General features: G+C 72.9%; 16 protein-coding genes. 6 read left to right on the top strand and 10 right to left on the bottom strand.

Features of this window, described 5'->3' with window-relative positions; all coding sequences use genetic code 11:
• Positions 1-68: 68 nt before the first annotated feature.
• Positions 69-2,267 (top strand): hypothetical protein, encoded by a 2,199-nt coding sequence (locus tag ACIA6B_RS19515; RefSeq protein ID WP_396775102.1) that lies wholly within the window; start codon positions 69-71, stop codon positions 2,265-2,267.
• On the opposite strand, the gene ACIA6B_RS19520 is transcribed toward ACIA6B_RS19515, so the two are convergent.
• The 4 genes from ACIA6B_RS19520 to ACIA6B_RS19535 all read right to left on the bottom strand — a co-directional run bounded on the left by ACIA6B_RS19520 (position 2,264) and on the right by ACIA6B_RS19535 (position 9,733).
• Positions 2,264-5,923: a SpoIIE family protein phosphatase gene (locus ACIA6B_RS19520; RefSeq protein WP_396775104.1), complete on the bottom strand. Its 3,660-nt coding sequence runs from the start codon at positions 5,921-5,923 to the stop codon at positions 2,264-2,266. The two genes, ACIA6B_RS19515 and ACIA6B_RS19520, sit on opposite strands and share 4 nt — an antisense overlap.
• 174 nt (positions 5,924-6,097) lie before the next feature.
• Positions 6,098-6,865: a 3-oxoacyl-ACP reductase gene (locus tag ACIA6B_RS19525; protein ID WP_396775106.1), complete on the bottom strand. Its 768-nt coding sequence runs from the start codon at positions 6,863-6,865 to the stop codon at positions 6,098-6,100.
• 5 nt (positions 6,866-6,870) lie between these two features.
• Positions 6,871-8,217: an aldehyde dehydrogenase family protein gene (locus ACIA6B_RS19530; RefSeq protein WP_396775471.1), complete on the bottom strand. Its 1,347-nt coding sequence runs from the start codon at positions 8,215-8,217 to the stop codon at positions 6,871-6,873.
• Positions 8,218-8,368: 151 nt separating this feature from the next.
• On the bottom strand, positions 8,369-9,733 hold the full coding sequence (locus tag ACIA6B_RS19535; RefSeq protein ID WP_396775108.1) for a glutamine synthetase family protein: 1,365 nt from the start codon (positions 9,731-9,733) through the stop codon (positions 8,369-8,371).
• A gap of 87 nt (positions 9,734-9,820) precedes the next feature.
• On the opposite strand from ACIA6B_RS19535, the gene ACIA6B_RS19540 reads away from it, so the two are divergent.
• Complete coding sequence (locus tag ACIA6B_RS19540) at positions 9,821-11,005, top strand: PQQ-dependent sugar dehydrogenase (protein WP_396775110.1); 1,185 nt, start codon at positions 9,821-9,823, stop codon at positions 11,003-11,005.
• 32 nt (positions 11,006-11,037) lie between these two features.
• Here the strand turns inward: ACIA6B_RS19540 and ACIA6B_RS19545 are convergent, their stop codons facing one another.
• Complete coding sequence (locus tag ACIA6B_RS19545) at positions 11,038-11,289, bottom strand: flavin reductase (protein WP_396775112.1); 252 nt, start codon at positions 11,287-11,289, stop codon at positions 11,038-11,040.
• A 236-nt stretch (positions 11,290-11,525) separates the two neighbouring features.
• Here ACIA6B_RS19545 and ACIA6B_RS19550 point away from each other — a divergent pair, with 236 nt between their 5' ends.
• On the top strand, positions 11,526-12,320 hold the full coding sequence (locus ACIA6B_RS19550) for a helix-turn-helix domain-containing protein (protein WP_396775114.1): 795 nt from the start codon (positions 11,526-11,528) through the stop codon (positions 12,318-12,320).
• The gene (locus ACIA6B_RS19555; protein ID WP_396775117.1) at positions 12,307-12,507 is read left to right on the top strand and encodes a DUF397 domain-containing protein; all 201 of its coding nucleotides are present in this window, start codon (positions 12,307-12,309) and stop codon (positions 12,505-12,507) included. The genes ACIA6B_RS19550 and ACIA6B_RS19555 overlap by 14 nt, the downstream gene beginning before the upstream one ends.
• Before the next feature lie 159 nt (positions 12,508-12,666).
• Here ACIA6B_RS19555 and ACIA6B_RS19560 read toward each other — a convergent pair whose 3' ends face one another.
• Complete coding sequence (locus ACIA6B_RS19560; RefSeq protein WP_396775118.1) at positions 12,667-14,238, bottom strand: amino acid permease; 1,572 nt, start codon at positions 14,236-14,238, stop codon at positions 12,667-12,669.
• Between the two features lie 348 nt (positions 14,239-14,586).
• On the opposite strand from ACIA6B_RS19560, the gene ACIA6B_RS19565 reads away from it, so the two are divergent.
• A complete protein-coding gene (locus tag ACIA6B_RS19565; protein ID WP_396775120.1) occupies positions 14,587-15,465 on the top strand; it encodes a glycosyltransferase family 8 protein in 879 nt (292 codons plus the stop codon).
• 34 nt (positions 15,466-15,499) lie between these two features.
• On the top strand, positions 15,500-16,864 hold the full coding sequence (locus ACIA6B_RS19570) for a DNRLRE domain-containing protein (protein ID WP_396775121.1): 1,365 nt from the start codon (positions 15,500-15,502) through the stop codon (positions 16,862-16,864).
• A gap of 63 nt (positions 16,865-16,927) precedes the next feature.
• Here ACIA6B_RS19570 and ACIA6B_RS19575 read toward each other — a convergent pair whose 3' ends face one another.
• The 4 genes from ACIA6B_RS19575 to pcaF all read right to left on the bottom strand — a co-directional run bounded on the left by ACIA6B_RS19575 (position 16,928) and on the right by pcaF (position 21,811).
• Positions 16,928-17,428 (bottom strand): DUF456 domain-containing protein, encoded by a 501-nt coding sequence (locus tag ACIA6B_RS19575; protein ID WP_343442911.1) that lies wholly within the window; start codon positions 17,426-17,428, stop codon positions 16,928-16,930.
• 91 nt (positions 17,429-17,519) lie between these two features.
• A complete protein-coding gene (locus ACIA6B_RS19580; protein ID WP_396775123.1) occupies positions 17,520-19,664 on the bottom strand; it encodes a putative bifunctional diguanylate cyclase/phosphodiesterase in 2,145 nt (714 codons plus the stop codon).
• Positions 19,665-19,670: 6 nt separating this feature from the next.
• Positions 19,671-20,489 (bottom strand): SAM-dependent methyltransferase, encoded by an 819-nt coding sequence (locus tag ACIA6B_RS19585; RefSeq protein WP_396775125.1) that lies wholly within the window; start codon positions 20,487-20,489, stop codon positions 19,671-19,673.
• 116 nt (positions 20,490-20,605) lie between these two features.
• A complete protein-coding gene (pcaF, locus tag ACIA6B_RS19590; RefSeq protein ID WP_396775127.1) occupies positions 20,606-21,811 on the bottom strand; it encodes a 3-oxoadipyl-CoA thiolase in 1,206 nt (401 codons plus the stop codon).
• Between the last annotated feature and the right edge of the window lie 60 nt (positions 21,812-21,871).

Below are 21,871 nucleotides of genomic sequence, written 5' to 3' on the forward strand. Positions count from 1 at the left end.
TCCGACCCGACATGACTCGGCCGGGACCGGGTACGCACCCGCGTCCTCGACACGGGAGCGGTGACCGGGTGGCGATGATCGAGCTACGGGTGCACGGGGTGGGAGGTCGCAGCTCCGACCGGATTCTGGGCGAGCGTGCCGCCCACCTCGTCGCCGGCGACGCCGAGGCGGGTTTCTACCGGCCCGGAGCCGGACCGGAGGACCCGGCGCCCCCCGGGGCCGCGTGCCTGGAGGCGTACCGGTGGAACGGGCTGACCGGCGGCACGGCGGGGCGGACGTTCTCGCTGGTGCTGCTGATGCCGTTCATGCTCGGCAACGTCGCGCTCTGGGCCCTGCCGTTGACCGGTCGCGCGGGCGCGCCGGCGCGGGCCCTGGTCCGGCTCCTGTCCGTCTCGCTGACCACGATGTACGTGCTGGCAGTGGTCGGCGTGGCGCTCGATCTGGTCGCCTGGCAGTGCCTGAGCTATCCGCGCTGCTACGAGAACCGCCGCTTCGTCTCCTGGCTGGCCGGTCTGCCCGCCGGCTGGGAACTCGCCATCCTCGCCCTCCTCCCGCTGGCGGCGATCGCCGGACTGTGGCGCCTGGGTCGCCGGACGTGGCAGCTTCCGGAGACCGCCGCGCCCGACGACGGCGACTCCGAGATCGAGAGCCTGGACGACCCGGCGTTCTGGGACAACCGCAGCCTGGTCCGGCATCTGCGCGCCGTGCATCTGGTGGCGGCCCTGGGGACACTCGACATCGCCGTGCTCAGCGCGCTGGTGCCGCACGACCGCCGGCCCACCGGCTATCTCCTGTTCGCCGCCGTGCTGGTCGTGCTCGCGGCCTCGTTGGTCACCTGCTGCCTGCCCGGCATCGAACGTCGCACCAGCACGCCCCGCTTCGACACGGCGACCCGAACGCTGGCCCGCTCGTCAGGAGTCCTGACCGCCGCCGTTCTCGCCTACTCACTCGTACCCCGCGACTCCTGGGCCGCCGCGGACAACCTGCCCGGCTACGACGTGCTCGTCGCCATCGTCTACGTGAGCCAGATGGTGCTGCTCACCGGGCTCGTCGCGCTGGTCGTGGTGACCCGCCGGCACCACGTCACCGGCTCCACCGTCCTGCGCGGGCTCGCGGCGCCGGTGCTCATCCTCGTCGCGATCGGGTTCGCGGTCTCCTACTCCTCGGGCGTGGTCTACCTCTCCGCCGACTACCTCGACCGAGGGTCCAGCCCCACGCCCGCGCGTCCGACGCCGCCGGGCGCGCCGCCCCTGACCCCGCCGGTGGCCTTCCGCTGGGCGGCACTGGGGTTCTTCCTGGCGGTGATCCTCGCGGCGGCCGTCGTCCTGACGCGCCGACTGTGGCGGCGGTCGGCACGCCGGACCGCGGCCATGCGGTTCGTGCGGGCCGAGTACGCCGAGGCGGACAAGGCTCCCCCGGTCCGGGTACACGCCGCACGCGACGCGATCGTGTCGGCGCAACTCGCCGACAAGCTCGGGCCGCTGGCCCCGGCCGCCTACGCCACCCTGGCGACGATCTCGCTCGGCGCCGCCGGGTCGGCGATCCTGCACGACGGTCCCGGCGACCTGGCCCGCCTGCTCGTCGGCGAGTCACTCGCCCGGCCCGTCATCTTCGTCACCGACCTCGGCGCCTACCTGATCGGCGCCTTCGCTCTCCTGCTGGGTGTCTTCGGCCTGTTCGCCTACCGGTCGAGAGGCATCCGCCTGATCGGCATCCTGTGGGAGCTGGCGACCTTCTGGCCCCGGGGCGCCCATCCGCTCGCCGCGCCCTGCTACTCGGAACGGGCGGTGCCCGACCTCACCCGACGGGTCCGGTACCTCATCGCCGCCGGGCACACCGTCGTCCTGGCCGGGCAGAGTCACGGCAGCGTGCTCGCGGCGGTGACCGCGCTGCAACTGCCCGCGTCCGCGCGTTCCCGGGTCGCGCTGCTCACCTTCGCGTCCCCGCTGCACCGGCTCTACGCCCGCGTGTTTCCCGCGTACGTCAACGACGCGATGCTGCGCCGCATCGGCGGAGACCTCCGATGGCGCTGGATCAACCTGTGGCGCCGGACCGACCCGGTCGGCGGGGTGATCTTCCCGCCGGACGGCGGGTCACCTGACGATCCCGCCGCCGGCGTCGACCGTCTGGTGCGCGACCCCGCGGGGCTGACCGTCGCGCCCGGCGACACCGTGCCACCGCCGATCGAACGGCACCTGTTCCGTTTCGACGACACCTACCACGCGGCCGTGCGCGACCTCGCCGCCCGGCTGCCCCGGGCCGGCTAGTCGGTCAGCCTGCGCCGCAGCGTCAGCTCGGTGCCGTCCCCGGTCCGGGTGACGCTCATCTCCCCGAGCGCCTGGATCAGCCCCAGCCCGCGGCCCCGGAACCCCGACCCGCTGGACTCGCGCCACCGGCCGCTGTCCCGGACCGTCGCGGTCACCGTGCGACCGGCGATGGTGACGTCGACCTCGATGGACTCCTCGACCGGGTCGACCGGGTGCTCGATCGCGTTCGCGGCGGCCTCCGAGATCGCCACGGTCAGGTCGAACAGGTCGGTCTCGCCGACCCGGTGGGCGACGAGGAAGTCCTCCAGGCGCTTGCGCAGCACGCTGAGTCGGGTCGGGTCGGCCGGCAGCCGCAGCGCGAAACGGTTCCGCTCGGCCGCCTCCAGCGCCAGCACCGCCACGTCGTCGTGCCGGGGCCGCCCGGCGACGCGCTCCACGACGGCGTCCACCAGGTCGGCGACGTGCTCGCCGCCGGCGGCGGCGTCGACCCGTAGTTGGCGGAGACCGACGTCGATGCCCTCCTCGCGGTCCTCGATCAGACCGTCGGTGTAGAGCAGCAGCCGGCCGCCGGGCGCGAGCTCACCCTCGGCGGTCGGATAGGTGGTGCCGGGGATCGCCCCGACCGGCGGTCCGAGGGCCCGGTCGTGCAGGAACGCCACATCGTCTCCGCGAATCAGCAGGGGCGAGGGATGACCCGCGCTGGCGTACCGGAGGCGGCCGGTGCGCGGGCAGAAGGTGAGGCAGACCACGGTGGCGAAGGAGCCGCTGCCGGTGGAGTGCACCAGCCGGTCGAGCCGGGTCAGCGCCTCGCCCGGGTCGTAGCCCTCCAGCACGTACGCCCGCAGCGCGTTGCGGAGCTGGCCCATCGCGGCGGCGGCCCGCACCCCCTTGCCGACGACGTCGCCGATGACCAGCACCAGCTCGTCGTCGGGGGTGCCCACCACGTCGTACCAGTCGCCGCCGACCTCCACGTCGGCGCTGCCCGGCAGGTAGCGGCTGGCCACCAGCGCGCCGGGCAGTTGCGGCAGCGTACGCGGCAGCAGGCTGTGCTGGAGCGTGGTGGCGATCCGGTGCTCGGCCTCGTAGAGCTGGGCGTTCTCCAGCCGTACGCCGACCAGCCGGGCCAGCTCGGTCAACGCCGCCTGCTCCGTGCCGCCGTCCTCCCGACGCCACACCCGCAGCTCGCCGAGCTGCTCGCCGGTGGTGCCGGTGAGCGGCAGCACCGCGGACGGTTCGGCCGGCAGGTCCCCGCCGGTGTCCTCCTCGTGGCGGGCGCCGGTGGCGGCCACCAGCACCCGGCCCGCCTCGGCCAGGCCGATCGCGTGTTGGGCGGCCACCCGCACCACCTCGGCGGTGGACCGGGCGGTGTTGATCGCCACCGCGGCGTCGGCGAGCGCCCGCAGCCGGCGGATGATCTGCCCGCGGAGCTGGCCCAGCTCGACGTTGGCCCGGACCCGGGCGACCAGCTCCTGGCTGGAGAAGGGCTTGGTGAGGTAGTCGTCGGCGCCGGCCGACAGGCCGGCCACCTCCTCCGCCGCGCCGGCCCGCGCGGAGAGCAGCACGATCGGCACCCCCCGGGTGACCGGATTGGCGCGCAGCGCGGCGACCAGCCCGAAGCCGTCCAGCCGGGGCATCATCACGTCCGTCAGCACCAGGTCGAACGGGCTGTCCACGGCCAGTCGCAACGCCTCCACGCCGTCCGGCACGGCCACCACCTGGTACGCCGGGGAGAGCAGCCGGCTGACGTGCTCCCGCAGGTCGGGGTTGTCGTCGGCGACCAGGACGCGGCCGGAGCCGCCCGGCGTGCCGGACGGCTCGGGCAGCCCCACCGGCCGGGCCACCTCGTCGGTCCAGAGCGCCGTCTCGGCGACGTACAGCCGGGTCTGCTCCGGCTCGGTGAGCGGCACCGGCGCGAGCGCGGACACCCGGTCGGCGGGCAGGTGCGCGTAGCCGAACGGCACGGTGACGGTGAACGTGGTGCCCCGTTCCACGACGCTGTGCGCGGTGACCGTGCCGCCGTGCATCTCGACCAGCTCGCGGACCAGCGCGAGCCCGATGCCGGTGCCCTCGTGGGTACGCGAGCGCGCGCCGGCCACCCGGTGGAACCGTTCGAAGACCTGCGGCAGCTCCTGCGGCGCGATGCCGACGCCGGTGTCGCTCACCTCCAGCACGGCGGACCCGGCTCCGGCGCGCACCCGGACCACGATGTCGCCCTCGAAGGTGAACTTCACCGCGTTCGACACCAGGTTGAGGACGATCTTCTCCCACATGTCCCGGTCGACGTAGACCGGCGCCGGCAGCGGCGGGCAGTCGACCACCAGCCGCAGCCCGGCCCGCTCGGTGGCCGAGCGGAACGTGCTGGCCAGCCGGGAGGTGTAGTCGGACAGGTCGGTGGGTTGGTAGCGGGCGGCCAGCCGGCCGGACTCCAGCCGGGAGAAGTCGAGCACGGTGTTGACCAGCTTGAGCAGGCGCAGCCCGTTGCGGTGCATGACGGTCAGCCGGTCGAGGTAGCGGTCGGGCAACTCCCGGTCGGCGAGCATGTCCTCCAGCGGCCCGAGGACCAGCGTCAGCGGGGTCCGGAACTCGTGGCTGACGTTGGCGAAGAAGTTGGTCTTGGCGCGGTCGAGCGCGGCCAGCTCGGCGGCGCGGGCGCGCTCCTGCTCGTACGCCCGCAGCTTGCCCACGGCGCGGGAGACCTGCGCGGCGACCAGGTCGACGAAGTCGCGGTAGTCGTCGCCGAACGGCAGCCGGCGGGACACGCCCAACAGCAGCGCGCCGGCCGGCTCGTTCGTCGCGGTCAGCGGCAGCAGCAGCGCCCGGTCGGCGGCGTCCGGCGGCACCGGACCGGGCAGGTCGGCGGTGGCGACCCAGCGCGGCTCGGTCAGTGGCTCGCCGACAGGCAGGCCGGCCCGGCCGGCGACGGTGGTCGGATCGACGCCGGCGCAGCCGGCCAGCGCCGGGGCGCCGTCGGCGTCGTGCAGCCACAGCGCGCTGAACGGCACGTCGTCGCGGTGCGCGTCGAGCACCCGCGTCACGGCCCGGCCCAGCTCCAGCGTGTTCGGCACGTCGCCCAGCTCGTTGCCCAGCTCGGCCAGGGCCCGCAGCCGGCGCTCGCCGAGCACCCGCCCGGTGGTCTCGTTGACGAAGCAGAAGATGCCGTTGACGGTGCCGTCGGCCTCCCGGATCGGGTCGTACGAGACGTCGAAGTAGACGTCCTCCAGGAAGCCGTGCCGGTTGATCACGAAGGGGTGGTCCGCACCCCGGTAGGGCACGCCGGTGCCGCGTACGCCGTCCAGCAGCGGGCCGAGCACGTCCCAGGTCTCCGCCCAGTGCAGCCGGGCCGACTGCCCGATCACGGCCGGATGCTTGTCGCCGATGGTGGGCCGGTAGGCGTCGTTGTAGAAGGCCAGGTGCTCGGCGCCCCAGAACACCACCATCTGGGCGCGGGAGGCGAGCATGGTGCTCACCGCGTGGCAGAGCGCGGCGGGCCAGCCGTCCGGGGTGCCGAGCGGGGTGGTGGACCAGTCGAAGCCGCGCAGCCGCTCGCCCATCTCACCGCCGGCCGCGAACGCGGCGCTCAGCAGCGGCGGAAGTGACGAATCGCCGGCCGCCGAGGACGGCCGACCGGCGTCCCCGCCCCCCTGGGCCGAGCTCATGCAGCCTCCCGCTCCGGCCTTTTTGTCCCCGACGGCCGGCGCCGCTGCGCCGACCGTCCCCGGCTACTACCCCGCCGGTGGAGCAACGTAACGCATTCGGCACGCCGGACGCTGGTTACCTCCGGCTCATCCTGTCGTAACCGGCGGGCCCGGGCGACCCCGGGTTGACCAGCCTCACAGCGGCGTGACGTACGCGCCGGTGATGCCGCCGTCGACCACGAACTGCGCGGCGGTCATGAACGAGGCGTCGTCGCTGGCCAGGAACGCCACCGCGGCGGCGATCTCGGTCGGGTCGCCGAACCGCCCCATCGGCACGTGCACCAGCCGGCGGGCGGCCCGCTCCGGGTCCTTCGCGAACAGCTCCAGCAGCAGCGGGGTGGCGACCGGGCCGGGGCACAGCGCGTTGACCCGGATGCCCTCGCGGGCGAACTGCACGCCCAGCTCGCGGGTCATCGCCAGCACCCCGCCCTTGCTCGCCGTGTACGCGATCTGCGACGTGGCCGCGCCCATCAGGGCCACGAACGAGGCGGTGTTGATGATCGAGCCCTTGCCCTGCCGCCGCATGTGCGGGATGACGTGCTTGCAGCAGAGGTAGACGCTCGTGGTGTTGACCCGCAGCACCCGCTCCCAGGCGTCCAGCCCGGTCTCCAGGATCGAGTCGTCGTCCGGCGGCGAGATGCCGGCGTTGTGGAACGACACGTCCACCCGGCCGTGGCGGGCCACCACGCCGTCGAACAGGTCGCGGACCGCCGTCTCGTCGGCCACGTCGGTGGCCACGAACTCGCCGCCCACCTCGTCGGCGGCCCGGGTGCCGGCGTCGGCGTCGATGTCCACGCAGACCACCCGCGCGCCCTCGGCGGCGAAGCGCCGCACGGTGGCCAGCCCGATGCCACTGCCCGCGCCGGTCACCACCGCCACCCGGTCGGAAAGCCGTCCCTGCACTGTGATCACTCCTCGGTGCCGATGAACACGTTCTTGACGTCGGTGAAGGCGTGCAGCGCGTCCGGACCCAGCTCCCGGCCGAGACCGGAGCGCTTCATCCCGCCGAACGGGGTCCAGTAGCGCACCGAGGAGTGCGAGTTGACGCTCAGGTTGCCGGCCTCGACCCCCCGGGCGACCCGCACGGCCCGACCCACGTCCCGGGTCCAGATCGAGCCGGAGAGGCCGTACTCGGTGTCGTTGGCGAGCCGGACCGCGTCCGCCTCGTCGTCGAACGGGAGCACCGAGACGACCGGGCCGAAGATCTCCTCGCGCCAGTGCCGGTCCGCCGCGGAGTCGGCGAGCAGCACGGTCGGGGCGTACCAGAAGCCGGGGCCGTCCGGGCGGGAGCCGGTGAACGCCACGGTCGCGCCGTCGACGTACCCGGCGACCCGGTCCCGGTGCGCGGCGGAGATCAGCGGCCCCATCTCGGCCGTCTCCCGGGCCGGGTCCTCCACCCGGAACGCCCGCACGGCCGGTTCGAGCAGTTCCAGGAAGCGGTCGTACACCTGGCGCTGGACCAGGATCCGGGAGCGGGCGCAGCAGTCCTGGCCGGCGTTGTCGAAGACCGCGGACGGCGCGGTGGCCGCCGCCTTCGCCAGGTCCGCGTCGGCGAAGACGATGTTCGCGGACTTGCCGCCCAGCTCCAGCGTCACCCGTTTCACCTGGTCGGCACAGCCGGCCATGATCCGGGTGCCGACCTCGGTGGAGCCGGTGAAGCAGATCTTGCGGACCGCCGGGTGGGTGACGAACCGCTCGCCGACCACGCTGCCCCGGCCGGGCAGCACGGTGAACACGCCCTCGGGCAGCCCGGCGTCGAGCGCCAGCTCGGCCAGGCGCAGCGCGGTCAGCGGCGTCAGCTCGGCCGGTTTGAGCACCACCGTGTTGCCGGCCGCCAGTGCCGGGGCGAGCCCCCAGCCGGCGATCGGCATCGGGAAGTTCCACGGCACGATCACGCCGACCACGCCCAGCGGCTCGTGGAACGTGACGTCGAGCCCGCCGGGCACCGGGATCTGCCGGCCGGTCAGCCGCTCCGGCGCGCCCGCGTAGTAGTCGAGCACGTCGCGGACGTTGCCGGCCTCCCAGCGCGCGTTGCCGACGGTGTGCCCGGAGTTGCGCACCTCCAGTTGGGCCAACTCCTCCAGGTGCGCGTCCACCTCGGCGGCGAACCGCCGCAGCAGCCGCGCCCGGTCCCCCGGCGCCACCCGACGCCACCCCTCGTACGCGGCAGCCGCCCGCGCCACCGCGGCGTCCACCTCCGCCACGGACGCGGACGCCACCTCCGCGATCGCCGTCCCGCTGACCGGCGAGATCACCTCACCCACGCACGCCCCTCCCTCGCTCCTCGCCTCGTCGATTCGCCTCGTCGATCTTGCAGATGATGCCCGGACAAAAGCCTCTCATGCCGCGAAAAGCGGGCCGCAAGTGCAAGATCGGCGAGGGACGGGGGTGGGGGTGGGGGTGGGGTCAGAGGCGTTCGAAGCCACGGGTCAGCTCCCAGTCCGTGACGGCGGCGTCGAAGGCGGACAGCTCGACCTTCGCGTAGTTGGCGTAGTGGGCGACCACCTCGTCGCCGAACGCCTCCGGGGCGACCGTCGAACGCTGCCAGAGGTCGAGCGCGTCCCGCAGCGTGCCGGGGACCCGCTCGGCGGCCGGGTCGTCGTACGCGTTGCCGGTGCACTCCTCGGCCAACTCCAGCTCGTGCTCGATGCCGTACACCGCGCCGGCCACCAGCGCGGCGATCGCCAGGTACGGGTTGACGTCCGCCCCCGGCACCCGGTTCTCCACCCGCATCCCCTGCCCGTGCCCGACCAGCCGCAGCGCGCAGGTGCGGTTGTCGGTGCCCCAGCGCAGCGCGGTCGGCGCGAACGAGCCCGGCTGGTACCGCTTGTAGGAGTTGATGTTCGGGGCGAAGAGCAGACTGAACTCGCGCATCGTGGCGAGCAGCCCGGCCAGCACCCGCTGCCCGGTCACGCTCAGGTGCGCCGGCCCGTCACCGAGCATCGCCGACGACCCGGACGCGTCGCGCAGCGAGAAGTGGATGTGGCAAGAGTTGCCCTCCCGCGCGTTCGGCTTCGCCATGAACGTGATCGCCATGCCCTCCTGGGCGGCGATCTCCTTCGCCCCGTTCTTGTAGACGACGTGGTGGTCGGCGCAGGCCACCGCCTCGTCGTACCGGAAGGCGATCTCGTGCTGGCCGAGGTTGCACTCGCCCTTCGCGCTCTCCGGCGTCAACCCGGCGGCGGCCATCTCGGTGCGGATGCGGCGCAGCAGCGGCTCCACCCGGGCGGTGCCGAGCAGCGAGTAGTCCACGTTGTACTGGTTCGCCGGGGTCAGGTCGCGGTAGCCGCGCGACCACGCCTCCTCGTACGAGTCGCGGTAGAGCACGAACTCCAGCTCGGTGCCGGCGTACGCGGTCAGCCCGTGCGCGGCCAGCCGGTCGAGCTGCCGGCGCAGGATCTGCCGGGGCGAGGCGACCACCGGGCCGGAGCCGTCCAGCCACTCCAGGTCGGCCAGCACCATCGCGGAGCCGGGCTGCCACGGCGTCCGGCGCAGCGTGTCCAGGTCGGGCTTCATGGCGAAGTCGCCGTAGCCGCGTTCCCAGCTCGACATCGCGTACCCGTCGACGGTGTTCATGTCGACGTCCACGGCGAGCAGGTAGTTGCAGCCCTCGCTGCCGTTCTCCAGCACGTTGTCGAGGAAGAACGGCGCGTGGATCCGCTTGCCCTGGAGGCGGCCCTGCATGTCGGTGAGGGCGAGCACCACCGTGTCGATCTCGCCCTCGGCGACGGCGACCCGCAACTGCTCCAGCGAGAACGGCGTTCTACTCATCAGGGGGCCTCCATCACCAAGGTCTACTGGCAAACCGGATCACCGTCAATGCCCCGGTGGGACCGGGTGCGAAACCGGGGAGAACACATGCGTCGTCGGATCGTCGCGGCCACCGTTGCCGTCCTCGCGATCGGGTTGGGCGCCACCGACGCCCGCGCCGACCGGCAGCCCGCCGCCGCCCCCGACCGGCCCGCCGTCGAGACGGCGCCGCAGCCGGACCTGGTCGACCTGCGCCCCGCCGACGTGGAGCGGCACGTCAGCCGCCCGCAGCGGCCGGCGACCGGCTACGACCTGGCGAACCCGCAGGTGGTCGCCACCGGGTTGGTGGTGCCCTGGGGGCTGGACTTCCTGCCCGACGGCAGCGCCCTGGTCGCCCAGCGGGACCCGGGCACCATCCTGCGGGTCCGCCCCAGCGGCCCGGCCCGGCAGGTGGCCCGGATCGCCGACGTGGTCGCCGGCGGCGAGGCGGGCCTGCTCGGGCTCGCGGTGTCCCCCACCTACCGGCGGGACGGCTGGGTGTACGCCGCCTACACCACCGCCACCGACCTCCGCGTGGTCCGGTTCCGGCTGGCCGCCACGCCGGTCCCGCAGGTGCTGCTCAGCGGCATCCCCCGGGCCACGTTCCACGACGGCGGGCGGATCGCGTTCGGCCCGGACGGCATGCTCTACGCCGGCGTCGGCGACGCCGGGGTCCCCGCCCGCGCCCAGGATCTGACCAGCCGCAACGGCAAGATCCTGCGGATCCGCCCGGACGGCGGCGTGCCGGCGGACAATCCGTTCCCCGGCTCGCCGGTCTACAGCTACGGCCACCGCAACGTGCAGGGGCTGACCTGGGACCGGCACGGCCGGCTGTTCGCCACCGAGTTCGGGCAGAACACCTGGGACGAGGTGAACCGGATCGTGCCGGGCGGCAACTACGGCTGGCCGATCGTGGAGGGCGTCGCCGGTGACAGCCGCTTCCGGGACCCGGTCGTGGTCTGGCCACCGGCGCAGGCGTCCCCGAGCGGCGCGGCGTTCACCCGGGGCACGCTCTACGTGGCCGCGCTGCGCGGTACCCGGCTCTGGGCGGTGCCGGTCGACCCCGACGGCACGGTCGGCGTACCGGTGGCGGAGCTGGTCGGGACGTTCGGCCGCCTGCGTACCGTCGCGGTCGCCCCGGACGGCGCGCTCTGGGTGACCACCAGCAACCGCGAGCCGCGCAACGTCCCACCGGCGGCCGACGACGACCGCGTCCTCCGCTTCCCGCTCACCCACCGTCAACCCACACCCTGACCCCGGGGGTACGCGGACAGCCGTCCTCGGCGTCAGTCACGCGCCCGCGCCCAGGCCAGGAATCGGCGGTGCAGGTCCGGCACGTGGTCCGGGTTCAGCCGGGCGAGGTGTTCGTGCGCCTCGGCCATCAGGCCGCCCAAATGGAACAGCAGCCCGAGGCGGTCGCCCCGGTACTCGACGAGCAGCGACAGCCGCGCCGGCTGGCAGGGCCACTCCGCGCCACAGTTGCGGCACCGCCACAGCGGGCGCGTGGGCACGTGCGGCACCCGTCGGCGACCCGTCATCGTCGGCCTCCTCGTGGTTCGGGTGGAGGGGGCCGCCCGGCGCATCGTCGGGACCGGGCGGCCCCGGGCTGGAACCCGCCCGCGCCCCTCTGCGGCGAGCGGATCCGCCTACGTGACAGTCTGCTGAGCACACCACTACGGTCGGAAGGCATCGAGCCTGGTCACGACGCACCTGTGCGGGCGTGGCCCGGCCAGCGGAAGTCGAGTGCACCTCGGATCAGATCTGTGGAGGAACTGTGGAGGAACCGACAGCGAGCCTCATCCGAACCCAGCTCCGGCGGATGCGTTCCGCATCCGGTCTCACCCAGGAGGATTTCGGCCGACAGGTGCACTACTCGGCGTCGATGGTCTCGGCGGTGGAGACCGGCACCCGCCCTTTGGACCGCGCATTTCTGGCCCGCGCCGACGAGGTGCTGAAGAGTGACGGCCTGCTGACGTCGCTGCTGCGGATGGCCGAGCGGGACAGCCAGCCGTCGTGGTTCAAGCCCTGGCTGGAGGCGGAACGCTCAGCCCGACAGCTCCGATACTTCAATCCGTGCCTGATCCCCGGCCTGTTCCAGACCGCGAACTACGCCCGCACGGTGTTGCGGTTCGACACCACCAGGCCGCCCGAGGAGGTGGAGAAGCAGGTGGCGGCGCGGATGGCACGGCAGGAGATCCTCACCCGCGAGCGTCCCCCTCTCGTCGTCGCCGTCACCGACGAGTCCACACTCCGCCGCCGGGACGCTGTCATGGCCGAGCAACTCGCCCACCTGGTGCAGATGGCCGAGCTGCCCCACGTCCACCTGCACGTCATTCCGGCCGACGCCGGCCTTCACGTCGGCCTCTCCGGGCCGCTGGCGCTGGCACACCTGACAGAGGGCGGCTGGGCCGGGCACATGGAGAATCAGCTCGCCGGCTCGGCCGTCGACGGGGAGGACGCCACGGCGACGCTTCTGGCAAAGTGGGAAGGGGTGCGCAGCGCAGCGTTGCCGCACGCCCGGTCGGTCGCCCTGATCAAGGAAGTCGAGAGTCAGCATGGACCTCAGTAACGCGATCTGGAAGAAGTCCACCCGCAGCGGCACGAGCGGCGGCGACTGCGTCGAAGTGGCCGCCAATCTGCCGGGCGTGGTGCTGGTCCGCGACTCGAAAAACCGCGACGGCGGCACCCTCCACGTCACCCCGTCGTCGTGGCGCTCGTTCATCACCCTGACCCGACAGTTCCCCGCCGCCCCCTGATCCCAGCCGCATGGGTGGAACGTCACGGGTGTCAAGAGCCCGCTTTGACACCCATGACGTTCCACTGACCGCCACGCAGCCCGTCGGGTGGAACGCTGTGGGTGTCTGGCGCGCGTTTTGACAGCCATGGCGTTCCACCGAGCGACGCGGCGCGCACGGTCAGGAGGGTGGGGTGGGGGTTGCGGCGGGCGACTCCTCGACCGTTCGGCGGGGGCCGGTGAACCAGGTGCGGGCCGAGGCGTACCACCAGATCGCTACGCCGAGCAGCACGCCTCCGATCGCCAGCGGTGCGTAGTTCACCGCCGTCCAGGAGAAGTCGGGGTGGCCCGGCACGCCGGCCGGGACGATCGGCAGCACGAAGTAGACCGAGATGACGGCGATCTCCACCACCGCGATCCAGCCGAGCAGCCGGTAACGGCGGCCGAGCGTCCACGGGCCCGGGACGAACCGGTCCCCCATCCGCAGCCGCAGGAAGATCGGGATGATGAAGGACAGGTAGAGCCCGATCACCGCCACCGACACCACCGCGTAGAACGCGACCGGGATGCCGCCGCGCTGGTAGAGCGCGGGCAGCGTGAGCACCAGCCCGGCCAGCGTGGCGCCGATGATGGCGTTGACCGGCGTGCCGTTGCGGTTGACAGTCGACCAGAGCCGCCAGCCCGGCACCGCCCGGTCCCGGCTGAACGCGTACGCCATCCGCGACATCGAGGTCACGCAGCTCATCCCGCAGAAGAACTGCCCGATGGTGGAGATGATGATGACCACCTTGAAGAAGAACGGGGTCAGCGCCGTGGAGAAGATCGCCCCGGAGAAGCCGCCGGCGTCGTTGATCGCGTCCACGTCGGTGGCGGCGAACAGGAACGCGAGCAGCAGGATCCAGCCGCCGACGGCGGAGTAGAAGATCGATCGCCACAGTCCCTGCGCGGCGGCCTTGGACGCGCCCCGGGTCTCCTCGGAGACGTGCGCGCAGGCGTCGAAGCCGGTGATCGTGTACTGCGTGAGCAGGAAGCCCAGCGGCAGCACGTAGAACCAGAACGTCAACCCGCCGGTGTCCCCGTCGCCGAAGCCGGAGTTGTTGAACCGCTCGGTGAACACGAACTGGAAGCTCTGGTGCTCGTCCGGGACCAGGACCAGGATCAGCACCACCACGGCCGCGCCGGCCACGTGCCACCAGACCGAGACGTTCTGGAGTACGTCGATGATGCGGTGCCCGTAGATGTTGATCAGGCCGTGCAGCGCGAGGATCACCACGAACAGCCCGAACGTCTGCTGGCCGGTGCCGGCCCAGCCGTCGACGAGCGCCGACAGCGTCAGGTTGAGGAACGTGGCGCAGCCGTAGTCGACCGAGGCGGTGACCGCGACCAGCCCGATCAGGTTGAGCCAGCCGGTGAACCAGCCGTGCACCGGCCGACCCATGGTCGCCGCCCACCAGTAGATCCCGCCCGCGGTTGGGTAGGCGGAGACCAACTCGGCCAGGCAGAACCCGATGACCAGGATGAACATCGAGATCAGCGGCCAGCCCCAGGACACGGCCACCGGGCCGCCGTTGTTCCACGCCTGACCGAACGTGGTGAAGCAGCCGGCCAGGATCGAGATGATCGAGAACGAGATGGCGAAGTTGGAGAAGCCGCTCCACTTGCGGCGCAGCTCCTGTTTGTAGCCGAGTTCGGCGAGTCGTCGGGCGTCGTCGTCCATCGGCTGCTCGGCGGTCGGCGCGGGCGTCGTGGCCACTGCACACCTCCTCGGGCGAGTGCTCGCAGTCTGCTCCCGCCGATCAAGGTGGTCAATACGCGTACCGGTTAAATGCGTTGTCCCGGCTCCCGGCCCGGGGCATCCTTGGAGCTGTGACCAGGCCCGACCCGACGGGCCGGCACCGGGCGCTCGGCAACGCCCGGTCCGCGGCGGCGCGCGGCGTCCACCTCTCTCTCACTGAAGTACGGCGTCTCGCCGTACCCCCGGACGCCCGCGCCGCCGCTCCCTACCGGTCGACGGACGCCGTCAGGCCGGGAAGGCCACCTCCCCCCGAACCGGCGTAGGGCCTTGGGTTGTCGACAGAAATGCAACGTTGTAAATTGACAGGTGTCCACCCCGACCGAGGAGGTAATCCTGGACTGCGCACTGGCCTTCGATGCCACCTACGCCCCGCACGCGGCTGTCGTGATGTCCACCGTGGCCGCCCAGATGCCGACCGAACCGCTGCGGTTCTGGCTGGCCGCCGACGACGACGTCACCGAGCAGGCCCGGGCCTCGCTGACCCGGGCGGCCCGGCACGCCACCGTCACCTTCCTGACCGTGGAGCCGCCCCCGATCCGCCTGCCCGGGTCCCGCGAGCCCCACCTGAGCTACCTCTCCGCCGCCATGTATCTGCGGCTGCTGATCCCGCACGCCCTGCCCCCGGGCGTCGATCGGCTGCTCTACCTCGACTCCGACGTGCTCTGCACCGGCTCTCTGGCGCCGTTGCGCGACGTGGACCTGGGCGACACGCCGGTCGGCGCGGTCCGGGACGCGTTCACCCGCCGCCTCATCGACAACGGCGGCCTGCCCGGCATCTACGGCTACCGTGACCTCGACGCCCAGGCCCCGTACCTGAACTCCGGGGTGCTGCTCATCGACGTGCCGCGGTGGCGGGAACTCGAGATCACCGCCGCGGCGCTCGACTACATCGCCCGCCACGCCCACGAGGCGCGTTTCCCGGACCAGGACGCGCTCAACCACGCGGTCTACGGCCGGTGGACCCGGCTCCCCAAGCGCTGGAACCACATGATGGCGTGGCGGCTCGACCCGAGCGTCGGCGGGAGCATCACGGACGCGTCCATCATCCACCTGGCCGGCCCGGTGAAGCCCTGGCATCCGGCCTTCCCGGACGGCGTGTTCCGGCAGCTCTACCGCAGGCACCGCCGGCGCACCGACCTGGTCGCGGCCCGGGGGGCGGGGTCACTCACCGCCTCCCGCCGGTGACGGTGGATTGACCCGGGCGACGCTGTAATGGCGCATGAGAATCCTCCGCGCCGTCACCCTCGTAGCCCTCGTCCTCGCGGTGACCCTCGTCGCACCGCCGGCCGCCGCCGAGGTCACCACCCACATCTTTCCGGCCAGCCGGGACACCTACGTCAACGCCAACGCTCCGAACACCAACTACAACGACCGGGGCCAGCTCGTCGTCGCCGGCGACCCTGACCGGATCACCTATCTGGCCTTCGTGGTCACCGGCCTCACCGAGCCGGTCCTGCACGCGACGCTGCGGATGGAGACGCTGAACACCAGCTACGCGGGCAGCACCAACGGTGGTCAGGTGTTTCCGTCCGGCAGCGCGTGGTCGGAGAGCACCCTGACCTACGCCACCCGGCCCGCCCCGATCGGCCCCCCACTCGCCCCGGTCGAGCGGGTACGACCCAACTTCATCCAGGACATCGACGTCACCGACTTGGTTCAGGGTAACGGAGTGATCAGCTTCGGCATCCTCTCCGACAACCCCGACGGCGTCTACTACCAGAGCCGGGAGAACAACAGGCCCGGCCCCGCGCTGCTGGTCTACACCGGGGTGCCCGGCACGGACGACACCGTGCTTCTCGCCGCCGGGGACATCGCCGACTGCCGCAGCGACCGCGACGAGCAGACCGCCGAGGTGCTCGACACCGAGGTCGGCGTCGTCGCGGCGCTCGGTGACACGGTCTACGAGAAGGGCACCCCCGAGGAGTACGCGGCCTGCTACGCCCCCACCTGGGGTCGGCACAAGTCCCGCACCCGTCCCGCCGTGGGCAACCACGAGTACCTCACCCCCGACGCCGCCGGCTACTTCCGATACTTCGGCGCCGCCGCCGGGCCACCGGACAAGGGCTGGTACTCCTACGACATGGCCGGCGGCCAGTGGCACGTCGTCGTCCTCAACTCCAACTGCGCGGAGGTCGGCGGCTGTCACGCCGGTTCCCCGCAGGAACGGTGGTTGCGGGCCGACCTGGCGGCCAGCACCGCCCGATGCACCGTCGCCTACTGGCACCAGCCGCTGTTCGCCTCCGGCGGTCGCGGCAGCGCCGCCTACCGGCCGCTGTTCCAGGCCCTCTACGACGCCCACGTGGAAGTCCTGCTCAACGGCCACAACCACCAGTACGAACGGTTCGCCCCGCAGACCCCGACCGGGGCCGCCGACCCCCACCGGGGGGTACGCCAGTTCATCGTCGGCACCGGCGGCCGATCGCTCCAGCCGGAGTTTCCGACCGTCGCGCCCAACAGTGAGGTCCGCAACGGCTGCGTCTTCGGGGTCCTCCGCCTGACGTTGCTGCCCGGCGAGTACCGCTGGCGGTTCGTACCGGTCGCCGGCCAGACCTTCGACGAGGTCGGCACCGGCATGTGCACCTAGTCACCGGCCCCCGAGGGGTTCGCGGTCCCGGGGCCGGGCCGCGCGGGTGGCGAGCGCCGTGGCTCAGGCGAACAGCAGGCCCGCCACCCAGAGCGCGGCGATCACCATGCCGGCCATGAACTCGACAAGCATGGACAGGCCGGCCGCCTTGAGCGCCTGCACGGTGGCCGGCCAGGCCAGCCGGTTGCTGCCCAGCCGCAGCAGCTCCGCGCCCCAGATCCCGGCGACGAAGCCGATCGGCAGCCCGATCACCGGGATGACGAAGAACCCGACCACGCCGAGCAGCGCGCCGGCCAGCAGCGACCGGGTGGGCACGCCGGTCCGCTTCAGGTTCCGCCCCGGCCAGAGGTACTTGACCACGGTGCCACCGGCGGCGACCACGGTCGCGGCGGCGAGCACCGCCCACCGACCCGGGCCGGCGTCGCCGAACAGCGCCCACACCAGCACGCCGCCCCAGCACAGCGGCAGCGCCGGCAGGCCGGGCACCACCACGCCGGCCAGCCCGGCCAGGATCGCCAGCGCGGCGACCACCGACACCACGGCCTGCGAATCGGTCAGACTCACGAGTTCTCTCTTCTCTGCGCGGGCGATGCGTAAACCGAGATGTTAAGCGGGGGCCCCTCCACTACCGGAGGCGTTGAGCGGGGGCCCTTCCTTACCCCGCCAGGCGGGCGCGGATGGCGTCGGCGGGCATCGGGGCGCCGAACCAGCGACCCTGGCCGGTGTCGCAGCGCAACGCCCGCAGCCGCTCGGCCTGCACCTCGGTCTCCACCGCCTCGGCCGTCACCGACAGCTCCAACGCGTGCGCCAACCGGACCAGCGCGTCGACGATCCGCTCGTCGCGGTGGTCGGCGACCGCGCCGTCACCACGGATGCCCTCGACGAACGGGCCGGCCAGCTTCACACAGTGGATCGGCAGCCGGCGCAGGTACGCCAGGTTCGAGTAACCGGTGCCGAAGTCGTCGATGGCCAACCGCAACCCGAGGTCGGCGAGCTGGTGCAGGGCCCGCAGCGGCTCACCCGCGCTGCCCATCACCGCGCTCTCGGTCAGTTCGAGCTGGAGCAGCTCGGCCGGGAGGCCGGTGTGCTGCAACGCCTCCGCCACGGTCTCCACGATGGCCGGGTCGTCGGCCTGCCGGGCGGCCAGGTTGACGCTGACCACCGGTGTCGACTCGTCGAAGGCGCGCCGCCACGACTCGGCGTCCCGGCACGCCTGGCGCAGCACCCAGGCGCCGAGCCGGACGATCAGGCCGGTCTCCTCGGCCAGGCCGATGAAGCGGTCCGGCCCGAGCAGCCCCAGCTCCGGGTGCTGCCAGCGGACCAGCGCCTCGACCGCCACCATGGTGCCGTCCAACAGCGACACGATCGGCTGGTAGTGCAGCACGAACTCGCCCCGGTCCAGCGCGGCGGGCAGGTTGGCGGCCAGCGCCGACCGGGCGATGTCGGCGGCGCTGCGCTCCGGGTCGTACACCGCCCAGCGGCCCCGCCCCTCGGCCTTGGCCCAGTAGAGCGTGGTGTCGGCGGCCTTCATCAGCTCGCCGGCGCTGGTCTCCGCCGCCGGGCAGTCCACGATGCCGATGCTGGCCGAGACCGCGAGCTGCTGGTCGGCGACGTGCACCGGGGCGGAGACCGCCGCGAGCGCCAGCTCGGCCACCTCCACCGCGTCGTCGAGACCGCCGCCGGAGTCGACCAGGATGACGAACTCGTCGCCGCCCATCCGGGCCACCAGGTGCCCACGGCCGGCCACGCAGTCGCTGAGCCGGCGGGCGATCACCTGGAGCAGCCGGTCACCGAGGTCGTGACCGAGGCTGTCGTTGACCGCCTTGAACCCGTCCAGGTCGATGAAGCAGAGCCCGACGCGCTGCTCGGGACCGGCCGCGGCGAAGACGCCACCGAGCGTCTCGAAGAACAGCGTCCGGTTGGGCAGGCCGGTCAGCGGGTCGTGCAGCGCCTGGAAACGCAGCCGCTGCTGAAGCTCGTACCGCTGGGTGATGTCCTCGATCATGGCCACGGTGAACCGGGGCCGGCCGTCGTCGTACCGGATCAGCGACACGGCCAGGTCGGTCCAGACCACGCTGCCGTCCTTGCGGTAGTAGCGCTTCTCCACCCGGGCGCTGTCCCGTTTGCCCTCGATCAACTCCTGGTAGAGCTCCCACATGCCGGCCGCGTCGTCGGCATACGCCAGCGCGGAGACGTTCATCTGCCGCAGCTCCGCGACCGTGTAGCCGAGCATGTCCGCGAAGGACTGGTTGACCTCGATGATGTGCCCGTCCACGCCGGCGATGCCGATGCCGATGGCCGCGCCGGTGAAGACCGCCCGGAACCGCGCCTCGCTGTCCCGCAACGCCTGCTCGACGGCGTCCCGGGCCTGCCAGGCGGAGCGGGCGATCCGTTCCTGCTGGCTGAACACCCGGTCCCGCAACGCCCGGCTGAACCCGGCGGCGACCGCGCCCTGCAACGAGGCGATCCGTTCCCGCAGCTCGGGCAGATCCTCGCGGGCCGGCAGCACCCAGGGCAGGAACCGGTCGCCGAGCGCCTGCACCGACCAGTCGAGCACGCCGGGCTCGGTCAGGTGCGCCTCCACCAGAGCCCGCCCCACCTCCTCCGCCGGCCGGGCGGAGAAGGTGGGCGCCCGCAACGCGCGGGCCAGCCGCTCGGTGAGCGACACCAGCAGGCGCTCGGTCTCGGCCGCGCTCAGCGGCACGAACCCGATGCGCCGCACCGCCCGGGCCCACTCGGCGGCGTACGCCGAGGCGCCGGGGCGGCTGAAGTCATCCCCGACGGGCTCCGGGGCGGGCACGTCGGCTCACCCGGCAGCGCGGTCGTACCGGGCGACGCCGCCGAACGCCCCGAAACGTTCCGGGTGCTCGTCCACGTCCGAGGGCGAGTCGGGCCGCCAGAGCGGCATGTGCACCACACCCGGTTCGAGGATCGTCCAGTCACCGAAGAAGCCGGTGATCTCGGCCCGCGAGCGGAGCGTGATCTCGGTGGCGGTACGCGCCGACAGCCGCTGCGCGTCCAGCATCTCCTGCGGCTGGTCCTCGAACGTGGAGTGCGAGATGACCAGGAAACTGCCCGGCGCGGCGGCGGCCCGCAGGGTGGCCAGGATGTCGGCCGGGCGGTCCGCGTCCGGCACGAAGTGCACCACGCCGGCGAGCAGGATGCCCAGCGGGCGGTCGAAGTCGATCAGGCCGCCGGCCCGGGCCTGGTCCAGGATCAGCTTCGGCTCGCGCAGGTCGGCCAGGAGCGCGGTGGCCCGGTCGTTGCCGGCCAGCAGCTCGTGGCTGTGCGCCACCGCCACCGGGTCGATGTCGACGTAGACGATCCGGGCCTCGGGGTTCGCGGCCTGGGCGACCTCGTGCACGTTGCCGACGGTGGGGATGCCGGAGCCGATGTCGAGGAACTGGTCGATGCCGGCGTCGAGCAGCACCCGCACCGCCCGGCGCAGGAACTCCCGCCCGGAGCGCATGGTGGCCGCCAGGTTCGGCGTCATGGCCGCGATCTGCTCGGCGAGCTGCCGGTCGATCTCGAAGTTGTGCGCCCCGCCGAGGAAGTAGTCGTAGACCCGGGCGGCGCTGGGCCGGCTCAGGTCGATCCCGGCGGGGGGTCCGTCCGACGTCTGCATCGCGCGATCTCCCCGGTCGTCACCCGCCCTAACGGGCGGATCATGTGGTCCAGCCCACTCTATGCGCGCCGGACCGGCAACGGGAGATCCACTTCTGGCGATGCCGCCGTCCGGGCTCAGCCGGCCGACTCCAGCAGCAGCGAGATGCCCTGCCCGACGCCGACGCACATGGTCGCGAGCGCCCGCCGGCCACCCCGGCGGCGCAGCTCCAGCGCGGCGGTCAACGCCAGCCGGGCGCCGCTGGCGCCGAGCGGGTGGCCCAGCGCGATGGCCCCGCCGTTCGGGTTGACGTGCTCGGCGTCCTCCGGCAGGCCCAGCTCCCGCAGCACCGCCACGGACTGCGCGGCGAACGCCTCGTTCAGCTCGATCACGTCGACGTCGGCCAGCGTGAGGCCCTGGCGGTCGAGCAGCTTCCGGGTCGCCGGGACCGGCCCGATCCCCATGATCCGTGGCGGGACGCCGGCCGCCGCCGCGCCGCGTACCCGGGCCAGCGGGGTGAGGCCGTGGCGCTCGACGGCCGCCGCGGAGGCGACCAGCAGCGCCACCGCGCCGTCGTTGACGCCGGAGGAGTTGCCGGCGGTCACCGTGCCGCCGTCCCGGAACGGGGTGGGCAGCGCGGCCAGCTTCTCCGGCGTGGTCTCCCGGGGGTGCTCGTCGACCTCGACGAGCTTCGTCTCGCGTCGGCCGGCCGGCACGGTGACGCCGACGATCTCCTCGGCCAGCCGGCCGTCGGCCTGCGCCTTGGCGGCCCGCTGCTGCGAGCGGTACGCGAACGCGTCCTGCGCGGCGCGGTCCACGCCGAACTCGGCGGCCACGTTCTCCGCCGTCTCCGGCATCGAGTCGATGCCCCAGCCGCGCTCCATCAGCGGGTTGACCAGCCGCCAGCCGATGGTGGTGTCGTAGACCTCGGCGGCGCGGGAGAACGGGGTGGTCGCCTTCGGCATCACGAACGGCGCGCGGCTCATGCTCTCCACGCCGCCGGCCACCACCAGGTCGGCGTCCCCGGCGACGATGGCGCGGGCGGCGGAGGCGAGCGCGTCCAGGCCGGAGCCGCAGAGCCGGTTGACGGTGCTGCCCGGCACCTCCGCCGGCAGGCCACCGAGCAGCGCGGCCATCCGGGCCACGTTGCGGTTGTCCTCGCCGGCCTGGTTGGCGCAGCCGAGAATCACGTCGTCGGTGCGGGCCCAGTCGACCGACGGGTGCCGCGCCACCAGCTCGCGGATCACGTGCGCGGCGAGGTCGTCGGGGCGGACCCCGGCGAGGGCGCCGGCGTACCGGCCGATCGGGGTGCGGACTCCGGCAACGAGGTAGGCCACGGTCATCGCGCGCACGTCCTTCGGGGGTGGGAAGGGGTCGGTCGGCGGCGGCCCGGCGGGTCGCGC

It is taken from the genome of Micromonospora sp. NPDC051141, assembly GCF_044455765.1.
Lineage (GTDB): Bacteria > Actinomycetota > Actinomycetes > Mycobacteriales > Micromonosporaceae > Micromonospora.

Coding starts and splice junctions, on each gene's coding strand:
- ACIA6B_RS19520 (WP_396775104.1), bottom strand. CDS start 5,923: ATGAGCTCGGCCCAGGGGGGCGGGGACGCCGGTCGGCCGTCCTCGGCG.
- ACIA6B_RS19535 (WP_396775108.1), bottom strand. CDS start 9,733: ATGAGTAGAACGCCGTTCTCGCTGGAGCAGTTGCGGGTCGCCGTCGCC.
- ACIA6B_RS19540 (WP_396775110.1), top strand. CDS start 9,821: ATGCGTCGTCGGATCGTCGCGGCCACCGTTGCCGTCCTCGCGATCGGG.
- ACIA6B_RS19545 (WP_396775112.1), bottom strand. CDS start 11,289: ATGACGGGTCGCCGACGGGTGCCGCACGTGCCCACGCGCCCGCTGTGG.
- ACIA6B_RS19555 (WP_396775117.1), top strand. CDS start 12,307: ATGGACCTCAGTAACGCGATCTGGAAGAAGTCCACCCGCAGCGGCACG.
- ACIA6B_RS19570 (WP_396775121.1), top strand. CDS start 15,500: ATGAGAATCCTCCGCGCCGTCACCCTCGTAGCCCTCGTCCTCGCGGTG.
- ACIA6B_RS19585 (WP_396775125.1), bottom strand. CDS start 20,489: ATGCAGACGTCGGACGGACCCCCCGCCGGGATCGACCTGAGCCGGCCC.
- pcaF (WP_396775127.1), bottom strand. CDS start 21,811: ATGACCGTGGCCTACCTCGTTGCCGGAGTCCGCACCCCGATCGGCCGG.